The sequence below is a fragment of the Ruminobacter amylophilus genome (genome assembly GCF_900115655.1).
GTDB lineage: Bacteria > Pseudomonadota > Gammaproteobacteria > Enterobacterales > Succinivibrionaceae > Ruminobacter > Ruminobacter amylophilus.
Genome location: NZ_FOXF01000007.1, coordinates 11880 through 36774 on the forward strand (window position 1 = coordinate 11880; position 24895 = coordinate 36774).

18 protein-coding genes are annotated in these 24895 nt (G+C 45.0%); 5 read left to right on the plus strand and 13 right to left on the minus strand.

Features of this window, described 5'->3' with window-relative positions; genetic code table 11:
• Positions 1-114 precede the first annotated feature (114 nt).
• Entirely contained in the window at positions 115-1332 is a 1218-nt protein-coding gene (locus BMY80_RS03100; RefSeq protein WP_093140823.1) for an acetate kinase, read from the plus strand.
• 171 nt (positions 1333-1503) lie between these two features.
• Here BMY80_RS03100 and BMY80_RS03105 read toward each other — a convergent pair whose 3' ends face one another.
• From BMY80_RS03105 to sucC, 5 genes are all read right to left on the minus strand, one after another.
• Complete coding sequence (locus BMY80_RS03105; RefSeq protein ID WP_093140825.1) at positions 1504-2778, minus strand: FtsX-like permease family protein; 1275 nt, start codon at positions 2776-2778, stop codon at positions 1504-1506.
• A gap of 3 nt (positions 2779-2781) precedes the next feature.
• Positions 2782-3480 carry an ABC transporter ATP-binding protein gene (locus BMY80_RS03110; protein ID WP_031578318.1) on the minus strand — a complete coding sequence of 233 codons (699 nt, stop codon included), beginning with the start codon at positions 3478-3480 and terminating at the stop codon, positions 2782-2784.
• A gap of 10 nt (positions 3481-3490) precedes the next feature.
• Entirely contained in the window at positions 3491-4729 is a 1239-nt protein-coding gene (locus tag BMY80_RS03115) for a lipoprotein-releasing ABC transporter permease subunit (protein WP_093140828.1), read from the minus strand.
• Positions 4730-5075: 346 nt separating this feature from the next.
• Positions 5076-5951 (minus strand): succinate--CoA ligase subunit alpha, encoded by an 876-nt coding sequence (sucD, locus tag BMY80_RS03120; RefSeq protein ID WP_093140830.1) that lies wholly within the window; start codon positions 5949-5951, stop codon positions 5076-5078.
• A 9-nt stretch (positions 5952-5960) separates the two neighbouring features.
• Positions 5961-7121, minus strand: coding sequence for an ADP-forming succinate--CoA ligase subunit beta (gene sucC, locus BMY80_RS03125; RefSeq protein WP_031578321.1), 1161 nt, complete (start codon positions 7119-7121; stop codon positions 5961-5963).
• A gap of 699 nt (positions 7122-7820) precedes the next feature.
• Between sucC and gltA the strand changes: the two genes are divergently transcribed.
• From gltA to BMY80_RS03145, 3 genes are all read left to right on the plus strand, one after another.
• Positions 7821-9143, plus strand: a complete 1323-nt coding sequence (gltA, locus tag BMY80_RS03135; protein ID WP_093140836.1) for a citrate synthase — start codon at positions 7821-7823, stop codon at positions 9141-9143.
• A 174-nt stretch (positions 9144-9317) separates the two neighbouring features.
• Complete coding sequence (locus BMY80_RS03140) at positions 9318-9938, plus strand: DNA-binding protein (RefSeq protein WP_093140838.1); 621 nt, start codon at positions 9318-9320, stop codon at positions 9936-9938.
• Positions 9916-10497: a DNA-binding protein gene (locus tag BMY80_RS03145; RefSeq protein WP_093140841.1), complete on the plus strand. Its 582-nt coding sequence runs from the start codon at positions 9916-9918 to the stop codon at positions 10495-10497. The genes BMY80_RS03140 and BMY80_RS03145 overlap by 23 nt, the downstream gene beginning before the upstream one ends.
• A 100-nt stretch (positions 10498-10597) precedes the next feature.
• On the opposite strand, the gene fbaA is transcribed toward BMY80_RS03145, so the two are convergent.
• The 6 genes from fbaA to BMY80_RS03175 form a co-directional block, all read right to left on the minus strand.
• Positions 10598-11680: a class II fructose-bisphosphate aldolase gene (fbaA, locus tag BMY80_RS03150; protein WP_031578325.1), complete on the minus strand. Its 1083-nt coding sequence runs from the start codon at positions 11678-11680 to the stop codon at positions 10598-10600.
• Positions 11681-11765: 85 nt separating this feature from the next.
• Complete coding sequence (locus BMY80_RS03155; RefSeq protein ID WP_031578326.1) at positions 11766-12938, minus strand: phosphoglycerate kinase; 1173 nt, start codon at positions 12936-12938, stop codon at positions 11766-11768.
• Between the two features lie 571 nt (positions 12939-13509).
• Positions 13510-15504, minus strand: coding sequence for a transketolase (gene tkt, locus BMY80_RS03160; protein WP_198020389.1), 1995 nt, complete (start codon positions 15502-15504; stop codon positions 13510-13512).
• 355 nt (positions 15505-15859) lie between these two features.
• Positions 15860-17182: a hypothetical protein gene (locus BMY80_RS03165; protein WP_093140844.1), complete on the minus strand. Its 1323-nt coding sequence runs from the start codon at positions 17180-17182 to the stop codon at positions 15860-15862.
• Positions 17179-18351 carry a type 1 periplasmic-binding domain-containing protein gene (locus BMY80_RS03170; RefSeq protein ID WP_093140846.1) on the minus strand — a complete coding sequence of 391 codons (1173 nt, stop codon included), beginning with the start codon at positions 18349-18351 and terminating at the stop codon, positions 17179-17181. Before BMY80_RS03170 ends, BMY80_RS03165 begins: the two co-directional genes overlap by 4 nt.
• Positions 18335-20635, minus strand: coding sequence for an EAL domain-containing protein (locus tag BMY80_RS03175; RefSeq protein ID WP_093140849.1), 2301 nt, complete (start codon positions 20633-20635; stop codon positions 18335-18337). Before BMY80_RS03175 ends, BMY80_RS03170 begins: the two co-directional genes overlap by 17 nt.
• 706 nt (positions 20636-21341) lie before the next feature.
• Between BMY80_RS03175 and metK the strand changes: the two genes are divergently transcribed.
• Entirely contained in the window at positions 21342-22490 is a 1149-nt protein-coding gene (gene metK / locus BMY80_RS03180; protein WP_031578331.1) for a methionine adenosyltransferase, read from the plus strand.
• A 253-nt stretch (positions 22491-22743) separates the two neighbouring features.
• On the opposite strand, the gene BMY80_RS03185 is transcribed toward metK, so the two are convergent.
• Entirely contained in the window at positions 22744-23691 is a 948-nt protein-coding gene (locus BMY80_RS03185) for a phosphoribosylaminoimidazolesuccinocarboxamide synthase (RefSeq protein ID WP_093140852.1), read from the minus strand.
• 367 nt (positions 23692-24058) lie between these two features.
• Positions 24059-24895 (minus strand): DUF5718 family protein, encoded by an 837-nt coding sequence (locus BMY80_RS03190; RefSeq protein ID WP_093140854.1) that lies wholly within the window; start codon positions 24893-24895, stop codon positions 24059-24061.

Genomic DNA, 24895 nt, shown 5'->3' on the forward strand with positions numbered 1-24895 from the left:
GGAAGGTCCGACAAGACACTCCAAATGGTCGTTTTAATCAAAATCAACCAGATTCCGGATAAGCCTCTCACCATAAGTGACTTGAGGTTATTTTTGTTTATTAAGGATTTTTTTATGTCAAATGTTGAAAAGACCGTACTGGTTATCAACTGTGGCAGCTCATCAGTAAAGTTTGCCATTATCAACCCTAACGACGGTCACGTATACTTAAACGGTATTGCCGAATACTTAAATTTACCAGAAGCAAGAATCGAATGGAGATTCGAAGGTCAGGAAAAGCAGAGCCAGGATTTAGGCAACAAGGCTGACCACGATATCGCCATCAGCTTCCTCAACAGCAATATTTTAGCTACCCGTCCGGATCTCCTTGAATCTCTCTGTGCCGTTGGTCATCGTATCGTGCAGGGCGGTGAACTCTACACCGAACCTACTCTGGTTACCGATGAAGTTGAAGCAGGTATTGAAAAGTGCATTCCGTTCGCACCTTTACACAACCCGGCTCACCTGATTGGTATCAGAGCAGCAAGAAAGGCTTTCGCAAACGTTCCACACGTGACTGTATTCGATACCGCCTTCCATCAGACAATGCCTCCTGTAGCATACAGATACGCAATTCCTGAAGAACTCTACACCAAGAACGGTATCAGACGTTACGGTGCTCACGGTACCTCTCACGGCTACGTTGCAGCTGAAGTTGCAAAGCAGCTGAACGCAGATCCTGAAAACTTCAACGTAATCACCTGTCACCTGGGCAACGGTGCTTCCGTTTCCGCAGTTAAGAACGGCAAGTGCGTTGATACCTCAATTGGTCTTACTCCGCTTGACGGTCTGGTTATGGGTACCCGCTGCGGTTCCATCGACGCTTCAGTTGTTTTCTTCATGTGTGACGTATTGGGTTACAAGGTTGAAGAAGTTCGTGAAATCTTCAACAAGAAGTCAGGTTTAATGGCTCTTTCAACCACCACTTCAGACTGGAGAGGCATCACCGAAGGTTATGAAAAGGGTGACGAAAAGTGCACTCTCGCTTTTGAAATGTTCTGCTACCGCTTAGCCAAGTACATCGCTTCATACTATGTTCCTTTAGGACATGTTGACGCCATCGTGTTCACCGGCGGCATCGGCGAAAACTCATACCTCATGAGAAAGCGTGTTGTTGAACTTTTACCTGAAGTATTCGGTGCCAAGCTTGATCTTGAAGCAAACAGCAAGGCTCGCGCATACCTTGGCGGTAGCGGTCCAATCCACTCTGCTGATTCAAAGGTTAAGATCGTTGTTGTTCCAACCAACGAAGAACTGGTTATTGCCCGCAGCGCTTTCAAGTTTGTAAAGTAATTCAGGCATCCAGGCCTTAAATACCTGAAGGTTAACCGGATTTTCCGGTTAACCTTTTTTATTGTCTTATTGATTTTCCACGGTCTCAACGAACGGTACCGCCGCATATCCTTCCGCTCAAAAAAAAAGACCTCATGATGTGACTCATGAGGTCCATAATGACCTAGAAAATTATTTTCCTGACAGTTCAGCGGCAGGATTTATATAGGCCGCCTTGATTCCCGGAAGCACGGCTGAAACTAGAGCTATCAGCACACATGACAACGCGGTCAGCAGTACCTCAATGTAATTTACTGATGACGGCACGTAATCCATAAAGTACGTTTCCGCCTTCAGGATTCTGATTCCCATAATATTCTCAATGAAGGCGATAACCTCCGTCAGATTGTGGGCAACAAGAAGTCCGAGCAGCACACCGAATATGGTTCCGTAAATTCCGCTGAACAGTCCCTGAACCATAAAGGTCAGCATGACCTGTACCCGGGAATACCCCATGGAAAGAAGTATGGCCACTTCACTTCTCTTTTCATTAACGGACATGACAAGACTGGATACGATATTGAAACAGGATACGACAACCACCAGAAACAGAGCCATGCACATCACGGTACGTATCATCTGAATGTCCCTGTAAAGCGGAGCCGCCTGATCCATCCAGCTGTGAAGTCCCATGGGTGTAGGAATGGAATTCACCAGCGGGGTAACGGCATTTCTTGCATCACTCAGAGAATGGAAGAAATCCGGAGTCTTGAGAAATATGCTGCCGGTCTGATCTTCCCTCATTCCCAGCAGATTACGGATTGTACTCAAATCAACATAGGCGATTACACTGTCAAGCTGACCGCCTATTCTGAATATTCCGGCAACTCTGCAGTTAACCCCCACCGGAGCACTGAGTGTTCCGTTGCTGTTGTTTTTGGTGATGAGCACTTCAACTGAATCACCTGCGGACACGTTCAGCTTTCTGGCAAGATCAAAACCAAGTATTATCTTCGGAGAATCGAACTCGCTGCCGTCAGGCTTCAGGGAACGCAGGGTAATGTTCTTATCCACCATGAATTCATCAATATTTATGATGTTTTTGTAATCTGAAGATTCTATGGCGGTAATCCGTGAGGAACGGTACTTGTTATCATGGTTAATCATGGCGTTAACCACCATTCCGGGAGTTGCGGCAAGAATCCGATCCTGTCCTTCAATCTTATGCACCACGTCTGCGGTATTGTCGAAATATCCGCTCAGCGAACGGACTTCCACAGAAGGCATCACCCCCAGAACCCTGTGGGCAACTTCCTTTTCAAAGCCGTTCATGGCGGACAGACCTATAATCAGTGAAGCCACCCCGATGGTAATACCGATAATGGATGCAATAGAAATAAAACCCGACATGATGGTTTTTTTCTTACTGCGGGAAAACTGTAAACCGACTTTTAATGGTAAAAACATATCTTATTTCACCTTAATCAGTCCGTCTGACATTTCACAGGTACGCTCAAATCTCTTTGCAAGTTCGCGATCATGAGTAACCACCAGCATTGAACAGTGGTTTTCCGCCCTGAGTTCAGTAAGAAGATCAAAAACTTCGCCGGCACTCCTGAAGTCGAGATTCCCCGTAGGTTCATCAGCAAGAATAAGCATAGGCTTGTTGGCTATGGCTCTGGCAATCGCCACTCTCTGACGTTCACCGCCTGAGAGCTCTGATGAACGGTGATTCATTCGGTGCCCCAGCCCTACGCGATCCAGAAGATATTTCACCCTTTCATCAATCTGAGCCTTGGTGTATTCCCCTGAAATCATCAGAGGGAAAGCCACATTCTCATATGAGGTGAAGTCACTGAGCAGATGGTGGAACTGATACACGAAGCCGAGATGATGATTTCTGAAATAATCACGGGCTCTGCCGCTCATTTTGAACAGATTCTCTCCATTAAAATACACGTTGCCTCTGGTCGGCTTGTCAAGAGTTCCCAGAATATGCAGAAGAGTACTCTTGCCGGAACCTGAAGATCCGATTACGGCCACCATCTCATCGGTATAAATATCCAGATCCACTCCCTTAAGCACATGAGTAACCACGCTGCTTTCAACATAATCCTTGCTGATTCCCTCAGCCTTCAATAATATTCTACGTTCATTATCAACACTCATGTTACTCACCTTATTCATAACGAAGTGATTCAACCGGAGACTGTCTGGCAGCTCTGACTGAAGGATATATTGTTATGGCAAAACTCAGGGCAATGGTCACAAGCAGAACCATCAGCACCTGCAGACCTTTTACCTGTACCGGAATGCCTACGCCGCCTGCGGCTATGTAAAGATTGATTCCCAGCACGTTCAGAATACTGTCAAGATAGGCTACGCATATCAGACCGAGAATCAGTCCCATGACTGAACCGATAATTCCGCTGATGGCGCCTTCAACGATAAACACCTTCATGATGGCGGACTGACTCATGCCCATGGTTCTCATTACCGCAATCTCAGGCACCTTGCTGCTGACCACCATGGCAAGTGAAGACAGCATGTTGAAAATAGCCACCATGATAATCAGGGCAAGCATCAGCCCCATCATTATTCTTTCCATGGCCACGCTCTGGAAAAACTCTCCGAGTTCCACGCGCCAGTCCTTCACCGTAAGTTTCGGATCAATTCTGCCGACTTCCTCAATGAAGCTGCCCACCTCGAAGGGATCGTCAAGCCATACTCTGAAACCAGATACCGTTCCCTGCTGCATATGGGTAAGTCTGCGCACGTCCTCAATGTTTCCGAGAATCATGCCTGAACTCATGCCGCCGACTGAATATGCGCCGTTAACCGTAAAAAGTCTCTGAGACGGCACTCTGCCGAAAGGAGTGTACTTGACGTAAGACGCCGAAATAATGCGGAGTTCATCGTCAACGTTGTTTTTAAGCCTGTCCAGAACATCCCAGCCTACGATGATTTCAAAACTTCTCGGTACCAGACTCTTAAAGGATTTTGTTCCGGTTGAGGCTCTTACAAGATCAAAATCAGGATAATCCGCAGGATCAATACCGAACAGTGAAACCCCGTATATACCGTTTCTGCCCTGAATCATCACGTCATCGGTTATCTGGGGAGCCACGGCCACAACACCTTTAATATCCCTGATTCTGCTTAAATCATAATCCTGCGCAATCATGTCCCTGTCCGTGGTAATCACTGCATGAGGAATTGATGACAGCAGACGATCCTTTAATTCTCCCTCGAGACCGTTCATTACGGAAACCACCACTATAAGAGCGGCCACACCCAGCATGATACCAATCATGGAAAGCAGAGCTATGAACGTGGCGAAGCGATGATTTGACGAGGCAAAGGCATAGCGCAGGCCGATTGAAAGACTTAAAGGTCTAAACAGTTTCAACACAGACATGATGATATATCACTCAGTTAAAATTCAATTATTGAACCACTCACATCAGGAGACGTCAGAATATCCGTCCGCTTACGGAATCCGTCACGGCATGACAGTCGCCGTAAACAGGTCACTGCGGGTTTTAAACGGCTGCCGCGGCGTTTTCATCTCTGATGAAGGGATACTGCGACAGTCTGTAATTATATCCTAAACAGTGTGAGTCAGAATGCGATTTTCGGTGTGTTTTGAAATAAAACCTCCGTCCCGTAAACCTGAACCTCTCAAAACACAAAATCCCTTGCACATCTGTGCTTCGGGATTTTTCACTGTTATTTGACTTGAATTTTCCGGACGGATTCGGAATTTACTTCCAGCCAGTTACTTCTCTTAATCCGTCGGCTATGTCGGCAAGAGATCTGACGATTTTAACTCCGGCATTTTCCAGGGCGCGGAATTTCTCTTCCGCTGTTCCCTTTCCGCATGCAATAATGGCACCGGCATGTCCCATTCTCTTTCCTTTAGGAGCTGTTGCACCGGCTATGTAGGCAACAACCGGCTTGGTTACGTGCTCTTTTATATACTGAGCCGCTTCCTCTTCGGCTGTTCCGCCGATTTCGCCGATCATCACGATGGCCTCGGTAGCCTCATCCTTTTCAAAAAGCTTGAGGATATCGATAAAGTTTGATCCCGGAATAGGATCGCCTCCTATACCCACACAGGAGGTCTGGCCGAAGCCTGCATCCGTTGTCTGCTTGATGGCCTCATAGGTCAGTGTACCGCTGCGTGACACGATGCCTACCTTGCCCTTCATGTGAATTGATGCCGGCATGATTCCGAGCTTGGCTTCACCGCTGGTAACAATACCGGGACAGTTAGGACCAATCATGGTGATGTCTGTACCTTCGAGACGTCTCTTTATCTGAAGCATGTCCAGGGTAGGAATCCCTTCGGTGATGCATACAATCAGCTTGATGCCGGCATCAATTGCTTCAAAAACCGCATCCTTGCAGAAAGGAGCAGGAACATAAATCATTGTGGCGGTGGCGCCGGTGGCGGCCACAGCTTCCTTAACGGTATTGAACACAGGCAGACCAAGATGAATCTGACCGCCCTTGCCCGGAGTGGTACCGCCTACAAGCTTGGTACCGTATGCGAGACACTGCTCAGAATGTGATGTCCCCTGAGAACCTGTAAAGCCCTGACAGATGGCTTTGGTTTCACTGTTTAATAAAATTGCCATTCCCTTCTCCTAACGTGCGCTCTTTACCGCAAGTTCAGCAGCTTCTCTTAGAGAATTTGCAGAAATAATGTTAAGACCGCTGGCATCAAGTTTTGCCAGTCCGGCAGGTGCCTGATTTCCTTCAAGTCTTACGACTACAGGTACGTTAACACCAACCTCTTCAACCGCACCGACAATGCCTTCGGCAATCAGGTCACAGCGTACGATACCGCCAAAGATGTTTACCAGAATGCATTTAACGTTCTTGTCGGACAGAATAATCTTGAAAGCTTCAACAACTCTTTCCTTGGTTGCGGTACCGCCGACATCAAGGAAGTTGGCCGGATTGCCGCCGTAGGTCTTGATGATATCCATGGTACCCATGGCAAGACCGGCGCCGTTAACCATACATCCGATGTTGCCATCCAGAGCCACGTAATTAAGATTTACGGACTGAGCTCTGGCTTCACGAGGATCCTGCTGTGAAGGGTCATCCATTGCCGCCAGATCCTTGTGACGGAAGAGTGCGTTGGAATCAATATTGATTTTTGCGTCCAGACATAAAAGCTGATTGTCACCAGTTACCACCAGAGGATTGATTTCAAGAAGTGACAGATCCTGTTCATGGAACATTCTGCTCATGCCTAAAAACATGGCTACAAACTGCTTGAACGCGTCACCGGAAAGACCCAGCCTGAAAGCAAGTTCTCTGCCCTGGAACGGCTGAGCACCGCTTATCGGATCAATAACCACCTTGAAAATCTTCTCCGGAGTTTCGGCGGCTACCTTTTCTATTTCCATACCGCCTTCGGTTGAGGCCATGAACACCACACGGGCCTTTGATCTGTCGATTGTCGCACCGAGATAAAGCTCCCTGCTGATATCTGAACATGCTTCAACAAGCATTCGGGATACAGGCTGACCGCGTTCACCGGTCTGAACAGTAACAATGCGCTGTCCGAGCCATCTGTCTGCAAATTCACGGGCTTCGGCAGCTGTTCTGCAAACCTTAACCCCGCCAACCTTACCTCTTCCGCCGGTGTAAGCCTGACACTTGACCACAACCGGACTGCCGTTAAATTCTTCAAAAGCCTTTTCTACTTCAGAAGAAGTACTGCATACCGTATTTGCAGGAACAGGTAAGCCGTATTTTCTTAAAAGGTCTTTGGCCTGATATTCATGTAAATTCATTTTGTACACAACCTGTATATAAAAATGCCCTTCATTCCCGTCCGGTTCTTAACGACCGCTTTCGGCAAGATATATACCGCCAATGACTTTTTCATAAAAAAGATGTCATGGGCGGATACTCCGCCCTGTCGTCTGGATACGGAAATGATTTTGTTATCTCTGAACTGTTCCGGCTGTTCAGAGCCGGAACTTCCTGACTCAACCACCGCGGCACGGGATGTGACATTGCACAGTCGGGTGCCTGCACGGTGTCCGCAGGCGTATAAGTTCGGACCGCTCGCGTCCTACTCTTCTTAGGTTTAGGTATCAACACCAAGATATTGCAGAATCAACACCGGTCTAATCACGGAATTTCCGCATAATCACGGAAACTAAAACGGATTAATGAACGATGTATCAAACTAGCGTCAATTATAGCTATACACATCACAAATTTAAAGTCAAAGATCAATAATAAATTAATGATTCAACTGATGACGCCGGTTACTGAACCGACAATTTGAGAACGGCTGTTCCGGACGCAAAAAACGGCAAAATACAAAATGACAGCGTTATCATTTAAATATTTTTGTTTTTGAACGTTTTAAATTATGTCAAATGCTTTCATTATGGTTATAATAGTAACAGTTTTTTGACGAATGGCTATATACATAATATTAATAACTGTCCGCCACGAAAAGATTTATGAAGGAGTATAATATGTCCGAAGTGACTAATCAGAAAGTTGCTATTCTCAATATTCCGGGTTTGGATCCGATTGAACTTCCCATTCTGAAGGGAACAGAAGGTCCGGAAGTAATTGATGTGAGAGCGCTGGGTTCTCATGGTTACTTTACTTATGACCCAGGCTTTGTTTCTACAGCCTCATGTAAATCAAAAATCACCTTTATCGATGGTGAAAAAGGTGTTTTACTTCATCGCGGATACCCTATTGCTCAGCTTGCGACACAGACTGACTACCTGCAGGTATGCTACCTTCTGCTCAACGGTGATTTACCGAATGCTGAACAGTATGCCAACTTCAAAAAGCGTGTAACCTACCACACCATGGTTCACGAACAGATTAATTCCCTGTTCAAGGCCTTCCGTCGTGATTCACACCCAATGGCCATCATGTGCGGTATTGCCGGTGCGCTTTCTGCGTTCTACCACGACAATCTGGACATTTACGATCCTGAACACAGAGAACTTACCGCATTAAGACTTATCGCCAAGATGCCTACCCTGGCAGCCATGGCCTACAAGTATTCCATCGGCCAGCCGTTCATGTCTCCAAAGAACGACTTAAGCTATGCAGGAAACTTCCTCCACATGATGTTCGCAACTCCATGTGAAGAGTACGTGGTTAACCCTGTAATTGAAAAAGCCCTCGATCGTATCTTCATTTTACATGCAGACCACGAACAGAACGCTTCAACCTCATCAGTTCGTCTTGCTGGTTCATCAGGTGCAAATCCATATGCGTGTATCGCCGCCGGTATCGCTTCACTCTGGGGTCCGGCACACGGCGGTGCAAACGAAGCATGCTTAAGAATGCTTGAACGTATCGGCACAGTTGATCGTATTCCTGAATTCATTGCCAAGGCAAAGGATAAGAAGGATCCGTTCAGACTCATGGGCTTCGGTCACCGTGTTTACAAGAACTACGATCCGAGAGCCACCGTAATGCGTGACACCTGCCATGAAGTTCTCAAGGAACTCAACATCAAGGATCATCCGATTCTCGACGTAGCCGTAGAACTCGAAAGAATCGCACGCAGTGATGAATACTTCATTGAACGCAAGCTCTACCCTAACGTAGACTTCTACTCAGGTATCATCCTTAATGCAATCGGTATTCCAACCAACATGTTTACCGTAATCTTTGCTCTGGCAAGAACCATCGGCTGGATCACCCACTGGATTGAAATGAACGAAGAAGCTGATTCACGTATCGGCAGACCTCGTCAGATCTACATCGGCAGTCCAACCAGAGACGTTCGCCCTATAAATGAACGTGAAGCATGTCCTAAGAAGTTCTAAGATACAGACTTCATACCTTTGACTGAACAGGGTGCGTTACGCAGGTATCGCACCCTGTTTTTTTGAATAAGGCTCCGGCCTGAATCAATTTGAGATATCAGACTGAGACACTTATCTGAATATTCTATATACTGTCAGCATTATCCGGAAATAAACAGATTAGGCACCGAACTCATGATTCCTGTAACAGAAGCCGAAGTTTTACGTATAGCCAGAGACCTTCTGTCTAAAGGTGAAAAGGTAAGCATCAATAAAATCAGGGCCGTACTGGGGCACGGCTCCTATTCCACCATTATGGAAATACTTGACCGTAACGGTATAAAAACAGTCAAAACCAGAATAAGCCGGAACTCAGACAGTTCGGCCGACGGGGAAAGACTTGAGGTACTCCGGCATCTTCAGAAAACCATTATCAAGGAACAGTGTCACAATGAGTCTCTTAAAACCAGACTGCATCAGCTCAGAGACACATCTGTCATCGAAAACATAGTACTGCTTAATCTGGTTAAAACCATACTGGTAAAACATCTGTCACCGGACAGTGAAATCATCCGTTTTCTACCTGAAGATGAAATCAAATGGAAATTCCTCAAACAGCACGGAGATTTTGCCAGAACCACTGTAGAAAACATGGAACGGATGCTCATAGAAGACTTTATAAAGAACCTTCAGACACTGAAAAACAACGTACATGAACTGCATCTCAACGGAGACTACCAGAGTCTCACCAACATTGAGAAAATGCTCAAGGATTTACTGAACAGGAGCCGAAATGACGGGGTTTACAACTACTGAAATAGATCTGGCCATCAAGAATCTTCAGGCAACAAATCAGAAGATCTCAACCATAAACATGAGAAAAATACTCGGACGCGGTTCATATGGCACCATTCAGAAAATATTAAGACAGAAAGGCTATCTGGACGCTTCTGATAAATTCAGTCTGAATGAGACCGAAGAAACCGGCACGGAGCATAACAGCCTCGTTTCACAGGATCCGGAAACCGGAGAACTTCCCACCGGAAGTCCGGGGGTGGAATCACTTATTTCCGACGCCCAAAAAACATTAACCAGACTTCGCAGGGAAAACCTGAAACTTAACGATGAAATAAACCGTATGGAAACCGAAGTGACCGCCCCGTTAAACGAATACCAGGCCATACTTAAATTCATCAACAACAGGTTCTTTCAGGGAGCTTCCCCTGAAATCCCGGAAGACCTGCTGATAATCCTCAGAGAGCTGATTTTAAGAACCAGACCTAAACTCGGCATTCTTCACAACGATAAACCGGAATATTATCGAGATGATGCGGACAGAATTCTCAGGGCTATTCTCCTGAGCAGAAATCTGTAAGACGCGCTCAGACACGTTTCTACCGCAGAATCGACGCATAAACAATGAGGCCCCGGTTTTATCCGGGGCCTCATTTATTTATCTAGAAGATACCAGAGAATTAGAGAGAGTTCTTAGAACCTAATTCTTCGAAAGCTTCCTGTAAACGAGCGATCATACCTTCCTGACCCTTACGTAACCATACGCGTGGATCGTAGTACTTCTTGTTAGGAGCGTGTTCACCTTCTGGGTTGCCTAACTGACCCTGTAAGTAAGCTTCCTTATCCTTGTAGTAGTTTAATACACCACTCCAGGTAGCCCACTGAGTATCGGTATCGATGTTCATCTTAACTACACCGTAGCTAACTGCATCACGGATATCCTGAGCAGCAGAACCTGAACCGCCGTGGAATACGAAGCTTAATGGCTTAGCACCTTCAGCAAGACCTAACTTCTTAGCTACATAAGCCTGTGAATCACGGAGGATGGTTGGCTTGAGCTTAACGTTACCAGCCTGGTAAACACCGTGTACGTTACCGAAAGAAGCAGCGATAGTGAAGTTAGGGCTGATCTTGCTTAAACGTTCGTAAGCGTAGTAAACGTCTTCTGGCTGAGTGTAGAGAGCTGATTCATCCTTACCAGAATTATCAACACCGTCTTCTTCACCGCCGGTGCAGCCTAATTCTAATTCAAGGGTCATGTCAATCTTAGCCATACGTTCTAAGTACTTGCAGCAGAGGTCGATGTTGTCCTTTAAAGATTCTTCTGAAAGGTCGATCATGTGAGAAGAGAATAAAGGTACGCCGTGTTCAGCGTAGTACTTTTCACCAGCGTCGAGAAGACCGTCGATCCATGGGAGGAGCTTCTTAGCGCAGTGGTCGGTGTGCATAATTACAGGAACACCGTAAGCTTCAGCAACGTTACGAGCGTGTAAAGCAGCAGAGATAGAACCTAAAACCTGAGCCTTCTGACCTTCAAGCTTTAAACCCTTACCAGCGATGAACTGAGCACCGCCGTTAGAGATCTGAACAATTACTGGAGCCTGAGCTACGCGAGCAGCTTCGATAACAGCGTTGATAGAATCAGTACCTACACAGTTAACAGCTGGAATTGCAAAGCCGTTTTCTCTAGCAACTGCAAAAACCTTGTTTAAATCTTTACCAGCGATAACGCCTGGCTTTACAACGTCTAAAATCTTAGTCATTTAGATAATTTCCCAATATATATATTGATTTATAAAATAAAGCAGAAGCGGGAGGATGTTTATTCCTCCCGTTCATTTTTAAAAATTAAGCCTTTTCAGCAGCACGCTTTTCAAGGATTTCTACAGCTGGAAGCTTCTTGCCTTCAACGAATTCAAGGAATGCACCACCACCGGTAGAGATGTAAGAGATCTTGTCAGTTACACCGAACTTCTGGATAGCGTTGATGGTATCACCACCGCCAGCGATTGAGAATGCATCGCTTTCAGCAATAGCCTTAGCCATTTCTTCAGTACCCTTAGCGAAGTTGTCGAATTCGAATACGCCAACCGGGCCGTTCCAGAGGATGGTCTTGGCATTCTTGATGATTTCAACAATCTTAGCGGTGCTCTTAGGACCGAAGTCGAAAATCTTGTCGTCAGCAGTAACGTCAGCAACGTCCTTGATTTCAGCAGCTGCGGTTTCGCTGAATTCCTTACCGGTTACAACGTCGATAACTTCAGGAATAGTGGTCTTGCTTGCGATATCCTTAGCGGTATCAACGAGATCTGGTTCATATAAAGAACCGCCTACGTTCTTGCCTTCAGCAGCGATGAAGGTGTTAGCGATACCACCGCCAACGATGATCTGGTCAGCAATCTTAGCTAAAGAGTATAAAACTTCGAGCTTGGTTGAAACCTTAGAACCGCCAACGATAGCAACCATTGGTCTTGCTGGGTTGTCCATTGCCTTGCCTAAAGCATCAAGTTCTGCAGCAAGGAGAGGACCTGCACATGCGATAGGAGCAAACTGAGCAGCACCGTAAGTGGTACCCTGAGCACGGTGAGCAGTACCGAAAGCATCCATTACGAATACGTCGCAGAGAGCAGCGTACTTCTTGGCAAGAGCTTCATCGTTCTTCTTTTCACCCTTGTTGAAACGGCAGTTTTCTAAAACAACCAGTTCGCCTTCCTTTACGTCAACAGGAGTATCAAGATAATCCTTAACGAGACGTACCGGACAATCCATGTGATCCTTTAAGTAATCAACTACAGGCTTTAAAGAGAATGCTTCATCGTATTCACCTTCAGTTGGTCTACCGAGGTGAGAGGTAACCATAACCTTTGCACCGTGTTCAAGAGCGTACTTAATGGTTGGCATGGTAGCGGTAATACGCTTGTCAGAAGCAACCTTACCATCTTTTACAGGTACATTAAGGTCGGCACGGATTAATACTCTCTTACCGGCTAAGTCTAAATCTGTCATCTTGATAACTGACATATCAAAGTCCTCATTTTATTAAGACAAAAATAACAAAAAAACTACCGATGACTTTTAATCACCGGTCAACAATTCAGGTGCCGTACATAATACGGTCACAACCCCATATTTGAAACGGTTCCGGTTCACATCACCGGGAAACAGCTTTTCTCAAACCGTTCAAAATCATAATTTACGCCATTTCACTGAAGAAGTGCCGGAGTTTGAGACACATTAACATCAGTACTTTGTAAATACGTGCTAATTGTACTACTTTTTATGAAAACTGTCTTTTAAAAAATTTCTATAGGACTCATCTTCACCGTTTTTTGGTTTGCCCGGCCGTATTTTTTAATTAACCGCCATTCATCATGCAGTACAACAGTCTAAAAAACAATCAAAATAGTAATACATATCTTAAAATTTATCAATCTATTTTCAAGCAGATTTGCTTATATGTTCAACCTTTACGGCAACAGTCTCCGGTCTTCTGCTTTTCCATATCCTAAAACATGAACCGCCGCCGGAATACACCGACGACGGTTCTGTCATAAAAAATCTGAATTATCGTAATTCAGAGACCCGTACCGAATTACTTCAGAATGGTCTTAGCCTTGCTTACGGCATTTTCAACGGTAAAGCCGAAGAGCTTGAACAGCTGATCTGCAGGAGCTGATTCACCGAAGGTATCCATACCGAGAATTACTCCGTTGAGACCTACGTACTTGTACCAGAAATCACTGATACCGGCTTCGATAGCCATACGTGCGGTAACTGATGAAGGCAGAACAGATTCCTTGTATTCAGGACTCTGCTTATCAAACACTTCGGTACATGGCATTGATACCACGCGAATCTTCTTGCCTTCAGCTTCAAGAGCTTCTGCAGTCTTCATGGCGAGTTCTACTTCGGAACCGGTTGCGATGATGATTAAATCAGGATTTTCGCTGCCTGACTTGAGAACATAACCGCCCTTCTTGACATTTGCAAGCTGTTCCGGAGTTCTGTCCATCTGAGCGAGACCCTGACGTGAGAAAATAAGAGCACTTGGAGTCTGCTTTGATTCAATGGCCTGCTGCCATGCAACTGCTGATTCAACCTGGTCACATGGTCTCCAGGTGTTCAGATTCAGGCTTATTCTCAGAGTTGAAATCTGTTCTACAGGCTGATGGGTAGGACCGTCTTCACCGAGACCGATGGAGTCGTGAGTGAATACGTAGATTACAGGTAACTTCATGAGAGAACTCATTCTTACCGCATTCTTTGCATATTCCATGAACATCAGGAAGGTTGCACCGTAAGGCTTGAAACCGCCGTGGAGGTATACACCGTTCATGATGGCGCTCATACCGAATTCACGTACACCGTAGTGAATGTAGTTACCTGACGCATCATCAGCGGTAACAGACTTTGAATTACGGTTGAAGGTCAGATTGCTTGGTGCAAGGTCAGCTGAACCGCCTAAGAATTCAGGCAGTACGTCGCTGTAGGCATCAAGTGCGTTCTGACTGGCCTTGCGGCTTGCGATCTTGGCAGGATTTGCCTGTAATTCACGGATATAGGCTTCTGACTTTTCAGTCCAGTCTGCAGGAAGTTCGTGATTCATGCGACGGATGAATTCAGCGGCAAGTTCTGGGTACTTGGCCTGATACTTGGCAAAAAGTTCATTCCATGCGTTTTCCTTTTCAGCACCGGCTTTCTTTGCGTCCCAGGCTTCGTATACTTCAGCAGGAACTTCGAAAGGACCGTACTTCCAGCCGAGGTTTTCCTTGGCAAGAGCGATTTCAGCATCACCGAGAGGTGAACCGTGACACTTTTCGGTACCCTGCTTGTTAGGAGAACCGCAGCCGATTACGGTCTTGCAGCAGATGATACTTGGCTTGTCGGTAACCTTCTGAGCTTCCTTTACGGCTGCTTCGATGGCTGCGCTGTCATGGCCGTCAACCTTCTGAACGTGCCAGCCGTATGCTGCGAAACGGGCAGCGGTATCTTCTGCGAACCAGCCTGAAGTGTTACCGTCGATGGAAATGCCGTTGTCATCCCAGAAAGCGATAAGCTTGCCGAGCTTTAAGGTACCTGCCAGTGAACATGCTTCGTGAGAAACACCTTCCATCAGACAGCCGTCGCCCATGAATACATAGGTGTAATGGTCAACAATATTCAGACCGTCGCGATTGAACTGAGCTGCAAGCACCTTTTCGGCAAGAGCCATACCAACTGCATTGGTGATACCCTGACCTAAAGGACCGGTGGTGGTTTCAACACCTTCGGCGTAGCCGTACTCAGGATGACCTGGAGTCTTTGAATGTAACTGTCTGAAATTCTTCAGGTCTTCAATTGAAAGATTGTATCCGGTTAAGTGAAGCAGAGAATAAAGAAGCATTGAGCCATGGCCGTTTGACAATACGAAACGATCACGGTTAACCCACTTAGGATCAGCAGGATTGTGATTTAAAAAATGACGCCATAATACTTCCGCAATATCAGCCATACCCATAGGTGCACCTGGATGACCTGAGTTGGCCTTCTGGATAGCATCCATACTTAAGGCTCTTATAGCATTTGCCAATGTTTTGTTGGACAACATCTCATACTCCATCTTTCGATCTGAAAAAGTTTACCTCTAAAAACTGGTGACTGTTTAACGCCATACACCAATAATCAGGCAAGCAGAATTAGAAAATTACCAAATTTACAGCAGGTAATAATTTTTCATGCATTATGCCATTATGACAGTCTTAAATCAATTCAATATTGCCACAGTGGATGAATAACTCAAATTTCCTGCCGGTTTCATGTATAAAAAATACTGTATTTGTGAAATACATCCATATGACGGCTGAACAGCATTTCTGACAGTCTTAAAATTTACCGCGCAGACACTTAAAACAAAAGCGGACAGAACGCCACCGCTCCGTCCGCACATTCTTAAACCCGCAGGCTTAAGGATTGTTGAACATGATTGATCTTATTACGAAATGCTTGTTGAGACGTGGAGAAAGACAGGTGTTTGTTTCCACGACGTTTTCATTCAGCCAGTTCATTTCATGAAGAAGTTCCTCGTCAGTAAAAACAAACCCCTCCGGAAGCATCAGCAGCCCCTTGTTGTTGTATATTTTCCCCTTGAACACATATTCACGGCCGCTTGATAAATCTGAGACCTTCTTGCTTATAAGGGCATAGAGTGAACTGTCATATTCACTGAGCTCCCTGGCGAGACTCTTTGTATAGTCAAATCCGATAACGTTGTCGGAATAACCGAAGAAATAGTTATTGGAATTTCCCCTGCTGTCAGCGGCTATACTCTCCACCAGAGTACTGAAAATAATGGAAGGGTCATAGAAGTATTTACCGAGAATGGTTCCGTTCTTGTTTTCAGCCCCCTTAACCATGAGATCAAAGTAATAAAGATTATTGTCAACGGCATATCTGCACCACTTGCACGGAGAGTTCGTACCGTCAAGAACCTTGATGTTGTACTTTTTGAGGAATCTGGTTATGTCACTGAAATTCTGTTCTTCGGTATTATCCTGATTAAGCCAGAGCACATACAGCTTCTTCTCGGCGAAGGCGTGTTCAAGGCCAAGTGCAAAGGCATTGATGTTGCGTTTCTCGTAGGTACTGCAGCTGTTGGCGATATACCCGATATTGCCCTGCTGAAAATCCTTTGAAATATCGTGTCCGCTTCCCTTGCTGTCGTACATCATGTAACGCAGTTCCTCTTCGGAATTCTTGTTCTTGCCCAGAAATATTCCGGAAATGAAGCCTGCCATGTACTTGGACACATAAGTCTTATCCGTATAAGAAACAACGTTGCTGTCCGAAACCTCTATGCAGCTTACGAAAAATTTGACGTCGCTGAAACGTCTGAAGATATTTCCCAGAGCATTATTCATTTCAAAACCGCTGAGGAATACGTATCTGGCGCCTTCGGCGTAGGCATTGTTCACGATTTCCTCAAGACGGCGGTAGTCACTGCCGACACCTTCAATCACGTTTATTTCCATCTGCGGATATCTTTTGAGGGTGGAAATGAAGCCGTGAAGATTGATGTACTCGATTGACTTCGGTTCAAGATTGTTTGATTCGATGTAATACAGCTTCTTGACCTTGCTGGCTCCCTCAAGAACATTCCTCTGCAGAATGGCTGAACTGGAGCCGAAACTGAAATTGTTTACTGAGAAAAGCACAACCACTGATACGATGACCAGAAACAGAAAAATAAATAAAATTAAGCCTGCTATATCTTGATTCTTGCTTCTCATAGATGTTCCAATACCGCCCCTTCAACAAACCAGTCCATTGAAAAAATATCGTTAGGTTCATCCTGCAGCGAATTACCCTTATCCAGACGCAGACGATGTTCATTGTCATACAGCGGACCGGAGAAGATATTATCGTTATTGGCAATCATGAATCTGTACAGAGCCAGATCCAAGAGCTGCATGGTATTAGGAGGAATAATCCCTTCGTTAAAATTGGTTATCCTTACAGTACCGGTGCTTACGTCCAGCAGATAATTACCGGATTCAAAGGAATTGGTAACTGTTCTAGAAAGTACGCGGCTGAAGAAACCTCGATAGTCAACCTGAACGCTGGCGATGTTACTTAAAAAGTACTTGTTGGCAAAATCCTTGTCATATCTGATGCAGTAATACATCTTCTGCTCGCAGAAATCGTCCACGGTGATGTCGGTGTAGTCCGCAGTCATTATGCGGGCATCCGGATTTCTCTTCTGAGCCTCAATCAGCTGGCTGTACTGAATGTTTTCATTCTTGCTCTTGAGAACTATCACCTTCACGATACCGTTCTTCTTGTATTTTCTTACTCCAAGAGTAAAGGCGTTTATGTTGCGGTACGCATCCTCGTTCAGTTCGGAAACCACGAAGAAGTTTTCAGAGGTTTCGGTATTTACGGTAGCTGCAATGATGCCGCTCAGATAGTACACCTGATACTGATGAACCTTGAAGGTAATCAGCTTGTCGCTCTTTTCAAGATTTCTGTCATACGCACTGACAAAATACACATTCTTGGTATTGTCATACTTTTTCACGGCCGTATTGATGCATTCATTGAGAGCCGGAGACGGCGAAACGATAATGGACACATCCCGTGATATGTATTCCCTGATAAGATCCATGCATTCCTCGTTATTGGAAATCTCATCAACGGCATATGCCTTTATTCCCAGACGGGAGGTTACCTCGAGAAAATCATTAAGACGGTATTTGTCGTCAGCATGCTTTTCCTTAGGCAGAAGATAAATGGCCTGATATTCCTTTCTCGGAATCAGGCTGTCAGTAATTTCGACATTTTTCGGAGAAACGTCATAGAAATAGATGGACAGCCCCGTAAGAAGAGCTACCACCACACAGGCTACGACGGTCCACAGCAGAAGAACATTTTTATATCCTTCATTATCTCCAGTCTTCAAAAATTTTATCCTCACCTAAGATTCTTTCAAATTCAGCCAGCGGCAGCGGTGCTGAATAATAATATCCCTGACAGTATTCACATCCCAGATCCCTGAGAATATTTCTCTGATCAATGTTTTCGACGCCCTCCACCAGACTGTGGATACCGAAATGCTTGGTTATCTGAATAACATCACTCACCAGCATTACGTCAGGTGAATTGCGGTTGTTCACATCTATCTTGTCCACAAATGACTTATCAAGCTTGATGGTATCAAACGGATAAAGAGAAATGTTTGACAGACATGAATATCCGGTTCCGAAATCATCCATGGAAAGCTTGAAACCAATCTTCTTCAGCTCATTCAGAATTTCCAGAACCGTGTCCTGACTGTCAATGGTTGATGATTCAGTGATTTCAATGTCTATGTATCGGATGATGTCCTCGTATCCCCTGATACGCTCCTTAAGATCCCTTAACAGATTAGGGTTACGGAACTGAACCTGAGAGAAATTAACGGATATAGGCACCAGTCTGTACCCTAAATCCTTCCATTTCTTCAGCAGATCAAGGATGGACACGAAAATAAAATTATCTATGTTGGCAATTGAACCGTTCTTTTCAAAAACCGGTATAAACTGTCCCGGAGGCAGCAGACGCTGCAGCTTGTAGTTCCACCTGATCAGCGCTTCGGCACCTGACAGTCTGTTGGTATTAAGATCATACTTAGGCTGCAGGTACACCAGAAATTCACCGTTATAGATGGCGGGAATAAGCTCCTTCTCCAGATTGTTCTGACGGATAATCTCCTCCTGCATTTCAGGTACGAAGAAGACTATCGAATTCCGGGAAACATTCTCATCCTCATGGTCATACAGGGCTATGCTGCACTTGTCCATGATGTCGTCTATGTTTGACGGCATTGATGAAGCCGTAAAGCTGCAGACACCGGCCTTGAACAGTGAACGGTACTCGATACCATCAATGGACTGGGCGCTTGCGAACAGTTTTCTCAGAATTATCTCAACTTCTGATTTGCTTTCCGCTCTGATAATGGCGTAATAGCTGTTGTTACCCTTATAAGGAGTGAATGAGGAGTTTTCCATGTGCTTCATGCATGAAGCCAGCTTCTGCTCGAAACGATTGGTTATTTCTGTACCGTAAAGATTATGTAGGATGTGGAAATTACTGATGATAACCGTAGCCAGATAATATTCTTCTATTTTGTTCTGATAGGTTGATTCGTAGACTTCTTCGTAGTTGGCTCTGAGATTTACTCTGTTTGGAAGGCCGGTGAATTCATCAAAATAAGCCAGGTTGTATACTTTCTTTCTGTTGCTTTCCACCGTATATTCGTAATAAACAAGGAGGATTGTAAGAATGACCATGGTACCTATAATCAGGAAGCCGAACATGGTCATAATGGCTCTTATCTTGTCATCCAGCTCCGACGCCGGAATCATGTATACGAAACTCCATCCGTCATAAGGAAGCTTGATAATGGACATGTAGTGAGCCGGCAGACCGTTCCCCTGAAATACGTACAGATTGTCTATTACCTGATTCTGAATCTGCTTCTGACGGATACTGATGTTGTTTTTTTCCCTGGCGCTGTCCAGCAGTTCCCTTACAGTGTATTTCGGAAGCAGGCGGTTCTGAGTCTTTTCGTTGATATGCACGACGTCGTACATGTTGTACAGGAGGAAGCTCAGGGAGGAATTAACCCCGTCGTTGTACAGGGTATACTTGTTGAAGTATCTTATCAGCTCGTCACCAGTGGCCTTTATGTACAGAGCATAGCGGACATAACTCTGATTCACGTACACGGGAACGGCAATCAGAACGTCGTAATTGCCGCCGTACTTGGACACGGTAACAGTTACCACGGTCTTTCCCACATAAATCTTCTTTAATTTGGCAATATCCTGATCATCAAGTTTGAAACCGTACAGAACTTCACCCTGAAGATCGGTAATACCTATGTCGAGGAATCCTGATACTCTGGTGATGTCGTTGATTGTTTCCGCTGTTCTGGCGGAACCTATGTAGTCACCTTTGGATATGCTTTTTGAAATACTCAGAGAGGCAAGATTGAGAACGCTTATAATACGGTTGAAATTGTGATTGACGGCTTCAAGTTCGCCCTTTGACTTCAGCACTATCTGCTGTTTGAGCGCGCTGACCATGATTTCTTCAATCTTGTATTTATAGACAAAAGAAACCGAAATCATGGTGAACACCAGCACCACGATTATAAACAGTGACTGTCTGTAGTTTTTTAATTCAGCGAACCTTCCGAGCATTTAAAATCTTTTTTTCTTTGTTCTTTATAATAGTATTAACAGGAATCTCCAATCCGTGCATCAAATTCCCGTATGTATTTGTACATGTCACCTGTACCTGCTTTCCGTCAATGCCGTCGCCGCACAGAAAACCGTCTGCCCTGAATTATCATGAACACCATGAAAAAAACATCAGTATTTCACGGCTGTCTTCTGGCACGTCAATCCGGATACCAGATCCCGTTACGGAAAACGCGTTATTTACAACATCCTCACGCCTAGAATACATTATATTTTTAATAAATAATCTGATTTAAGATACATTTATTCAAAATAATTGAAAAATTCATACGAATACAGACTATTTCGTCACCGATAAACGACTATTTTTCTCATATTGGAAAAAATAATTTTTATGTTACAATGAGCGAACGTCAGAGGACTGCGCTCCTCCGGCGTCACAAGAGGAAGAACAGTTCCGGTTTTTACCCGAACAGACATCTTCCGAATAATTAAAAAATTTTTATCTTCAACTAAACAAAGAAAGAAATGCAATAAGCCTTTACATGTCTTCATCTTTTTTTAGGCAGACCGTCAGGACTGCTTCCAGACTTTCCCGCTGGGAAATTCAGAAAAATGAAGTTTCATAAAACGGAATGCCGTATCGTAAAGACAGAAAACAACAACGCACTTTGCATAAACTTTAAATAAGTAATAAGGACCCATCATGTCATATTTATTTACTTCAGAATCAGTATCTGAAGGACATCCTGATAAAATTGCCGATCAGATTTCTGATGCGGTACTGGATGAAATTCTCAAACAAGACAAATTTGCTCACGTAGCATGTGAAACCTTTATTAAGACCGGTATGGTTCTCGTAGGCGGCGAAATCTCAACTACCGCCTGGGTAGACATTGAGGCTCTTGTAAGAAAGGTTGTATGCGACATCGGCTATAACCATTCAGATATGGGATTTGATGCCAACTCCTGCGCCGTGCTGAATGCCATCGGCAAACAGTCTCCAGACATCAATCAGGGTGTTTCACGTGAAAATCCAAAGGATCAGGGTGCCGGTGACCAGGGGCTGATGTTTGGTTTTGCCTGTGATGAAACCGACGTGTTCATGCCGGCTCCTATTACCTATGCGCACCGTCTGATGAAGAGACAGGCTGAAGTACGTAAGAACGGCACTCTCAAGTGGCTCCGTCCTGATGCAAAGAGCCAGGTAACCTTCGTCTACAATGACGACGGTTCAATCGAAGGTATCGACACCATCGTTATTTCAACACAGCATGACGAAACAGTTACCAACAAGGAAATTCATGAAGGTGTCCGTGAAGAAATCATTAACAAGGTAATCCCTGAAAAGTGGCTTACCGCCAACACCAAATACTTCATCAATCCTACCGGTCGTTTCGTAATCGGCGGTCCTATGGGCGACTGCGGTCTGACCGGCAGAAAGATCATTGTTGACACCTACGGCGGCTACGCCAGACACGGCGGTGGCGCATTCTCAGGCAAGGATCCGTCAAAGGTGGACAGAAGTGCCGCCTATGCGGCAAGATACGTTGCCAAGAACGTGGTAGCGGCAGGTCTTGCCAAGAAGTGTGAAATTCAGGTTTCATACGCAATCGGTGTTGCCGAACCAGTATCACTCTCAGTAAACACCTTCGGTACCGGTATCATTTCCGAAGCCAAGCTTGTGGATATCATCAGAAAGACTTTTGACCTGAGACCTTACGGTCTGATTGAAATGCTCAATCTCAAGAGACCTATCTATCTTCCAACCGCAAGTTACGGTCACTTCGGTCGTGAAGAATTCCCTTGGGAACAGATCGACAAGGCTGAAGTACTCAGACATCTGGCTAAGTAAATCTTAAATACCTGAAATTAACATGGGGCGGGTAACCGCCCCATGTTTTCATTATGGGTTCCGAAAATAAATTCACTCGCAGAGACCATCTTCCTCAGACTTTCCGATCTGCTGATCAATTTTCCTGAAACAGCGTGATTCCATGTCAGTCATGAATACAGCACCGCTGATTACGTCTTCCGTAAGAAACAAAAAAAGTGTCCGCACATACTATACGTCCGGACACTTTTTCTTAATACGTCGTTACTGAAACTTACTTCTTAAGGTAAGCGTTTACGTTGTTTTCGATTCTGGCAAGCAGGTCACTGTCAGATGACTTTTCAAGCTTTTCACCGATAATGTTTTCGTAAAGTTCAAGATAACGTTCAGAAATTGAATTTACGATTTCCGGAGTCATTTCAGGAACCTTCTGACCTTCCTTACCCTGGAAGCCGTTGCTCATTAACCATTCACGTACGAATTCCTTTGAAAGCTGCTTCTGAGGTTCACCCTTGGCAAATCTTTCTTCATAACCGTCCTTGTAGAAGTAGCGGCTTGAATCAGGAGTATGGATTTCGTCCATCAGATAGATTTCACCGTTGTAGGTACCGAATTCGTACTTGGTATCAACGAGGATAAGACCTCTCTTTTCAGCAATTTCAGTACCGCGCTTGAAGAGAGCAAGAGCATACTTTTCAAGAACAGCATATTCTTCAAGAGTTGCAAGACCCTTGGCAAGAATTTCTTCCTTGGAAATGTCTTCATCGTGAAGACCTAATTCAGCCTTGGTGGTTGGAGTGATGATTGGTTCTGGGAACTTCTGGTTTTCTCTCATGCCTTCAGGAAGCTTAACACCGCAGATTTCACGAACACCGCTCTTGTATGCTCTCCATGAACTGCCGCAGAGGTAACCGCGAACAATCATTTCAATAGGGAAACCCTTACACATAACACCAACAGTTACCATTGGATCCGGAGTTGCCAGTTTCCAGTTAGGACAGATATCAGCGGTTGCGTCAAGGAACTTGGCGGCAATCTGATTCAGAACCTGCCCCTTGAATGGAATTCCTTCAGGGAGAATAACGTCGAAAGCGGAAATTCTGTCTGTAGCAACCATTACCAACTTTTCATCGTTGATATTATAAACATCACGAACCTTGCCGTGATAAACACTCTTCTGTGAAGGAAAAACAAATTCGGTATTAGTTAATGCTGAAGCCATAATTTATAACTACCTATTCAATCAAAACACGGAGTCTTATCTCAACTAGATGATAACGACACCAGATAAAAAAGAGACCATACGGTAATACTGTCTGAGTATTCTTCATAGGCTTTTCCGGAAAAACCGGGCCATCCGGACTTCTGACCGAACAGTCATCCGGGACGGTATTCCTCTGACCTATGACGGGTACCCGTCACATCCCTATATTAATAGGTGATAGTTTATTCTTTTTCAATTTGCATATCAAGTTCAAATATAGACATCAGACTTAACAAAAAGCCACCGTATAAAAACGGCGGCTTCACGAATGTCACTGCTGTCCGAAGGCCTGATACGGACTTCGGACCAGGCATGAATATGCTTTTTAAACAGCCTTCTGCGCAAGAACGCTGATGTTTTCCTCGGCAAAGCTGTCGGTTTCGACCATCTTGAGTATTTCAGCTTCAGAATAGCTTTCATGATAAACAACCACATAGCTGGTATCACCCGGCTTGAGGAAATGAGTTTCACCGTATTCTGTGTAACGGGTTGCACCGATGCTTATCAGAGCCTGCTGAGGCTTGCCGCAGTCAAGAAGGTATTCATGAATGTTTTCAGCCGGACCTTCATCCTTCTGGTTGTTCATCTTGTCCACAATCCAGTTGAGGAGAGTGTCATACATGTAGCTGTAGTCTCTGGCAGCGCTGTTTACACCGTATACGTTAACCACCCCGTCACGCTTGAGGAAGCAGGCAATCCGGTATGAGGAAATAACGCCGTCGGCAGTAAAGCTGTCAAGAGCAATCACATTTGAACTGAAGCCCTTGCTGGCAGCGCCCCAGTTTTTCTTTTCACTGATCTTCCTGGCACCGGGACGTCTGATTGAGCAGTCATTGTAAGCCCCGAAGGCTACCGGCCTGAGAGATTTAACCTGGTCTCCTTCATATTCAATATCACAAAGAATACCAACTTCAGGTTCAATCTGATGATTTTCCGCAATGGTTCCGGAAATATCCACTCTGTCTGAGGATATAGGATAGGTATGTAAAAAGGTATCCAGTCTGCTTTCGGCACATGCAGGCAGATAGAACGGGAAAATAGCCTTCGGAGCCTTCACGTCCTTTACGGCCACATTTCTGAAATCCGATGCCTCTCCGGCCTGTTCAAGATGACCGGTAAAATTGCCGGCTACGCCAAGACCGATAACTTTCTCTAAATTCAT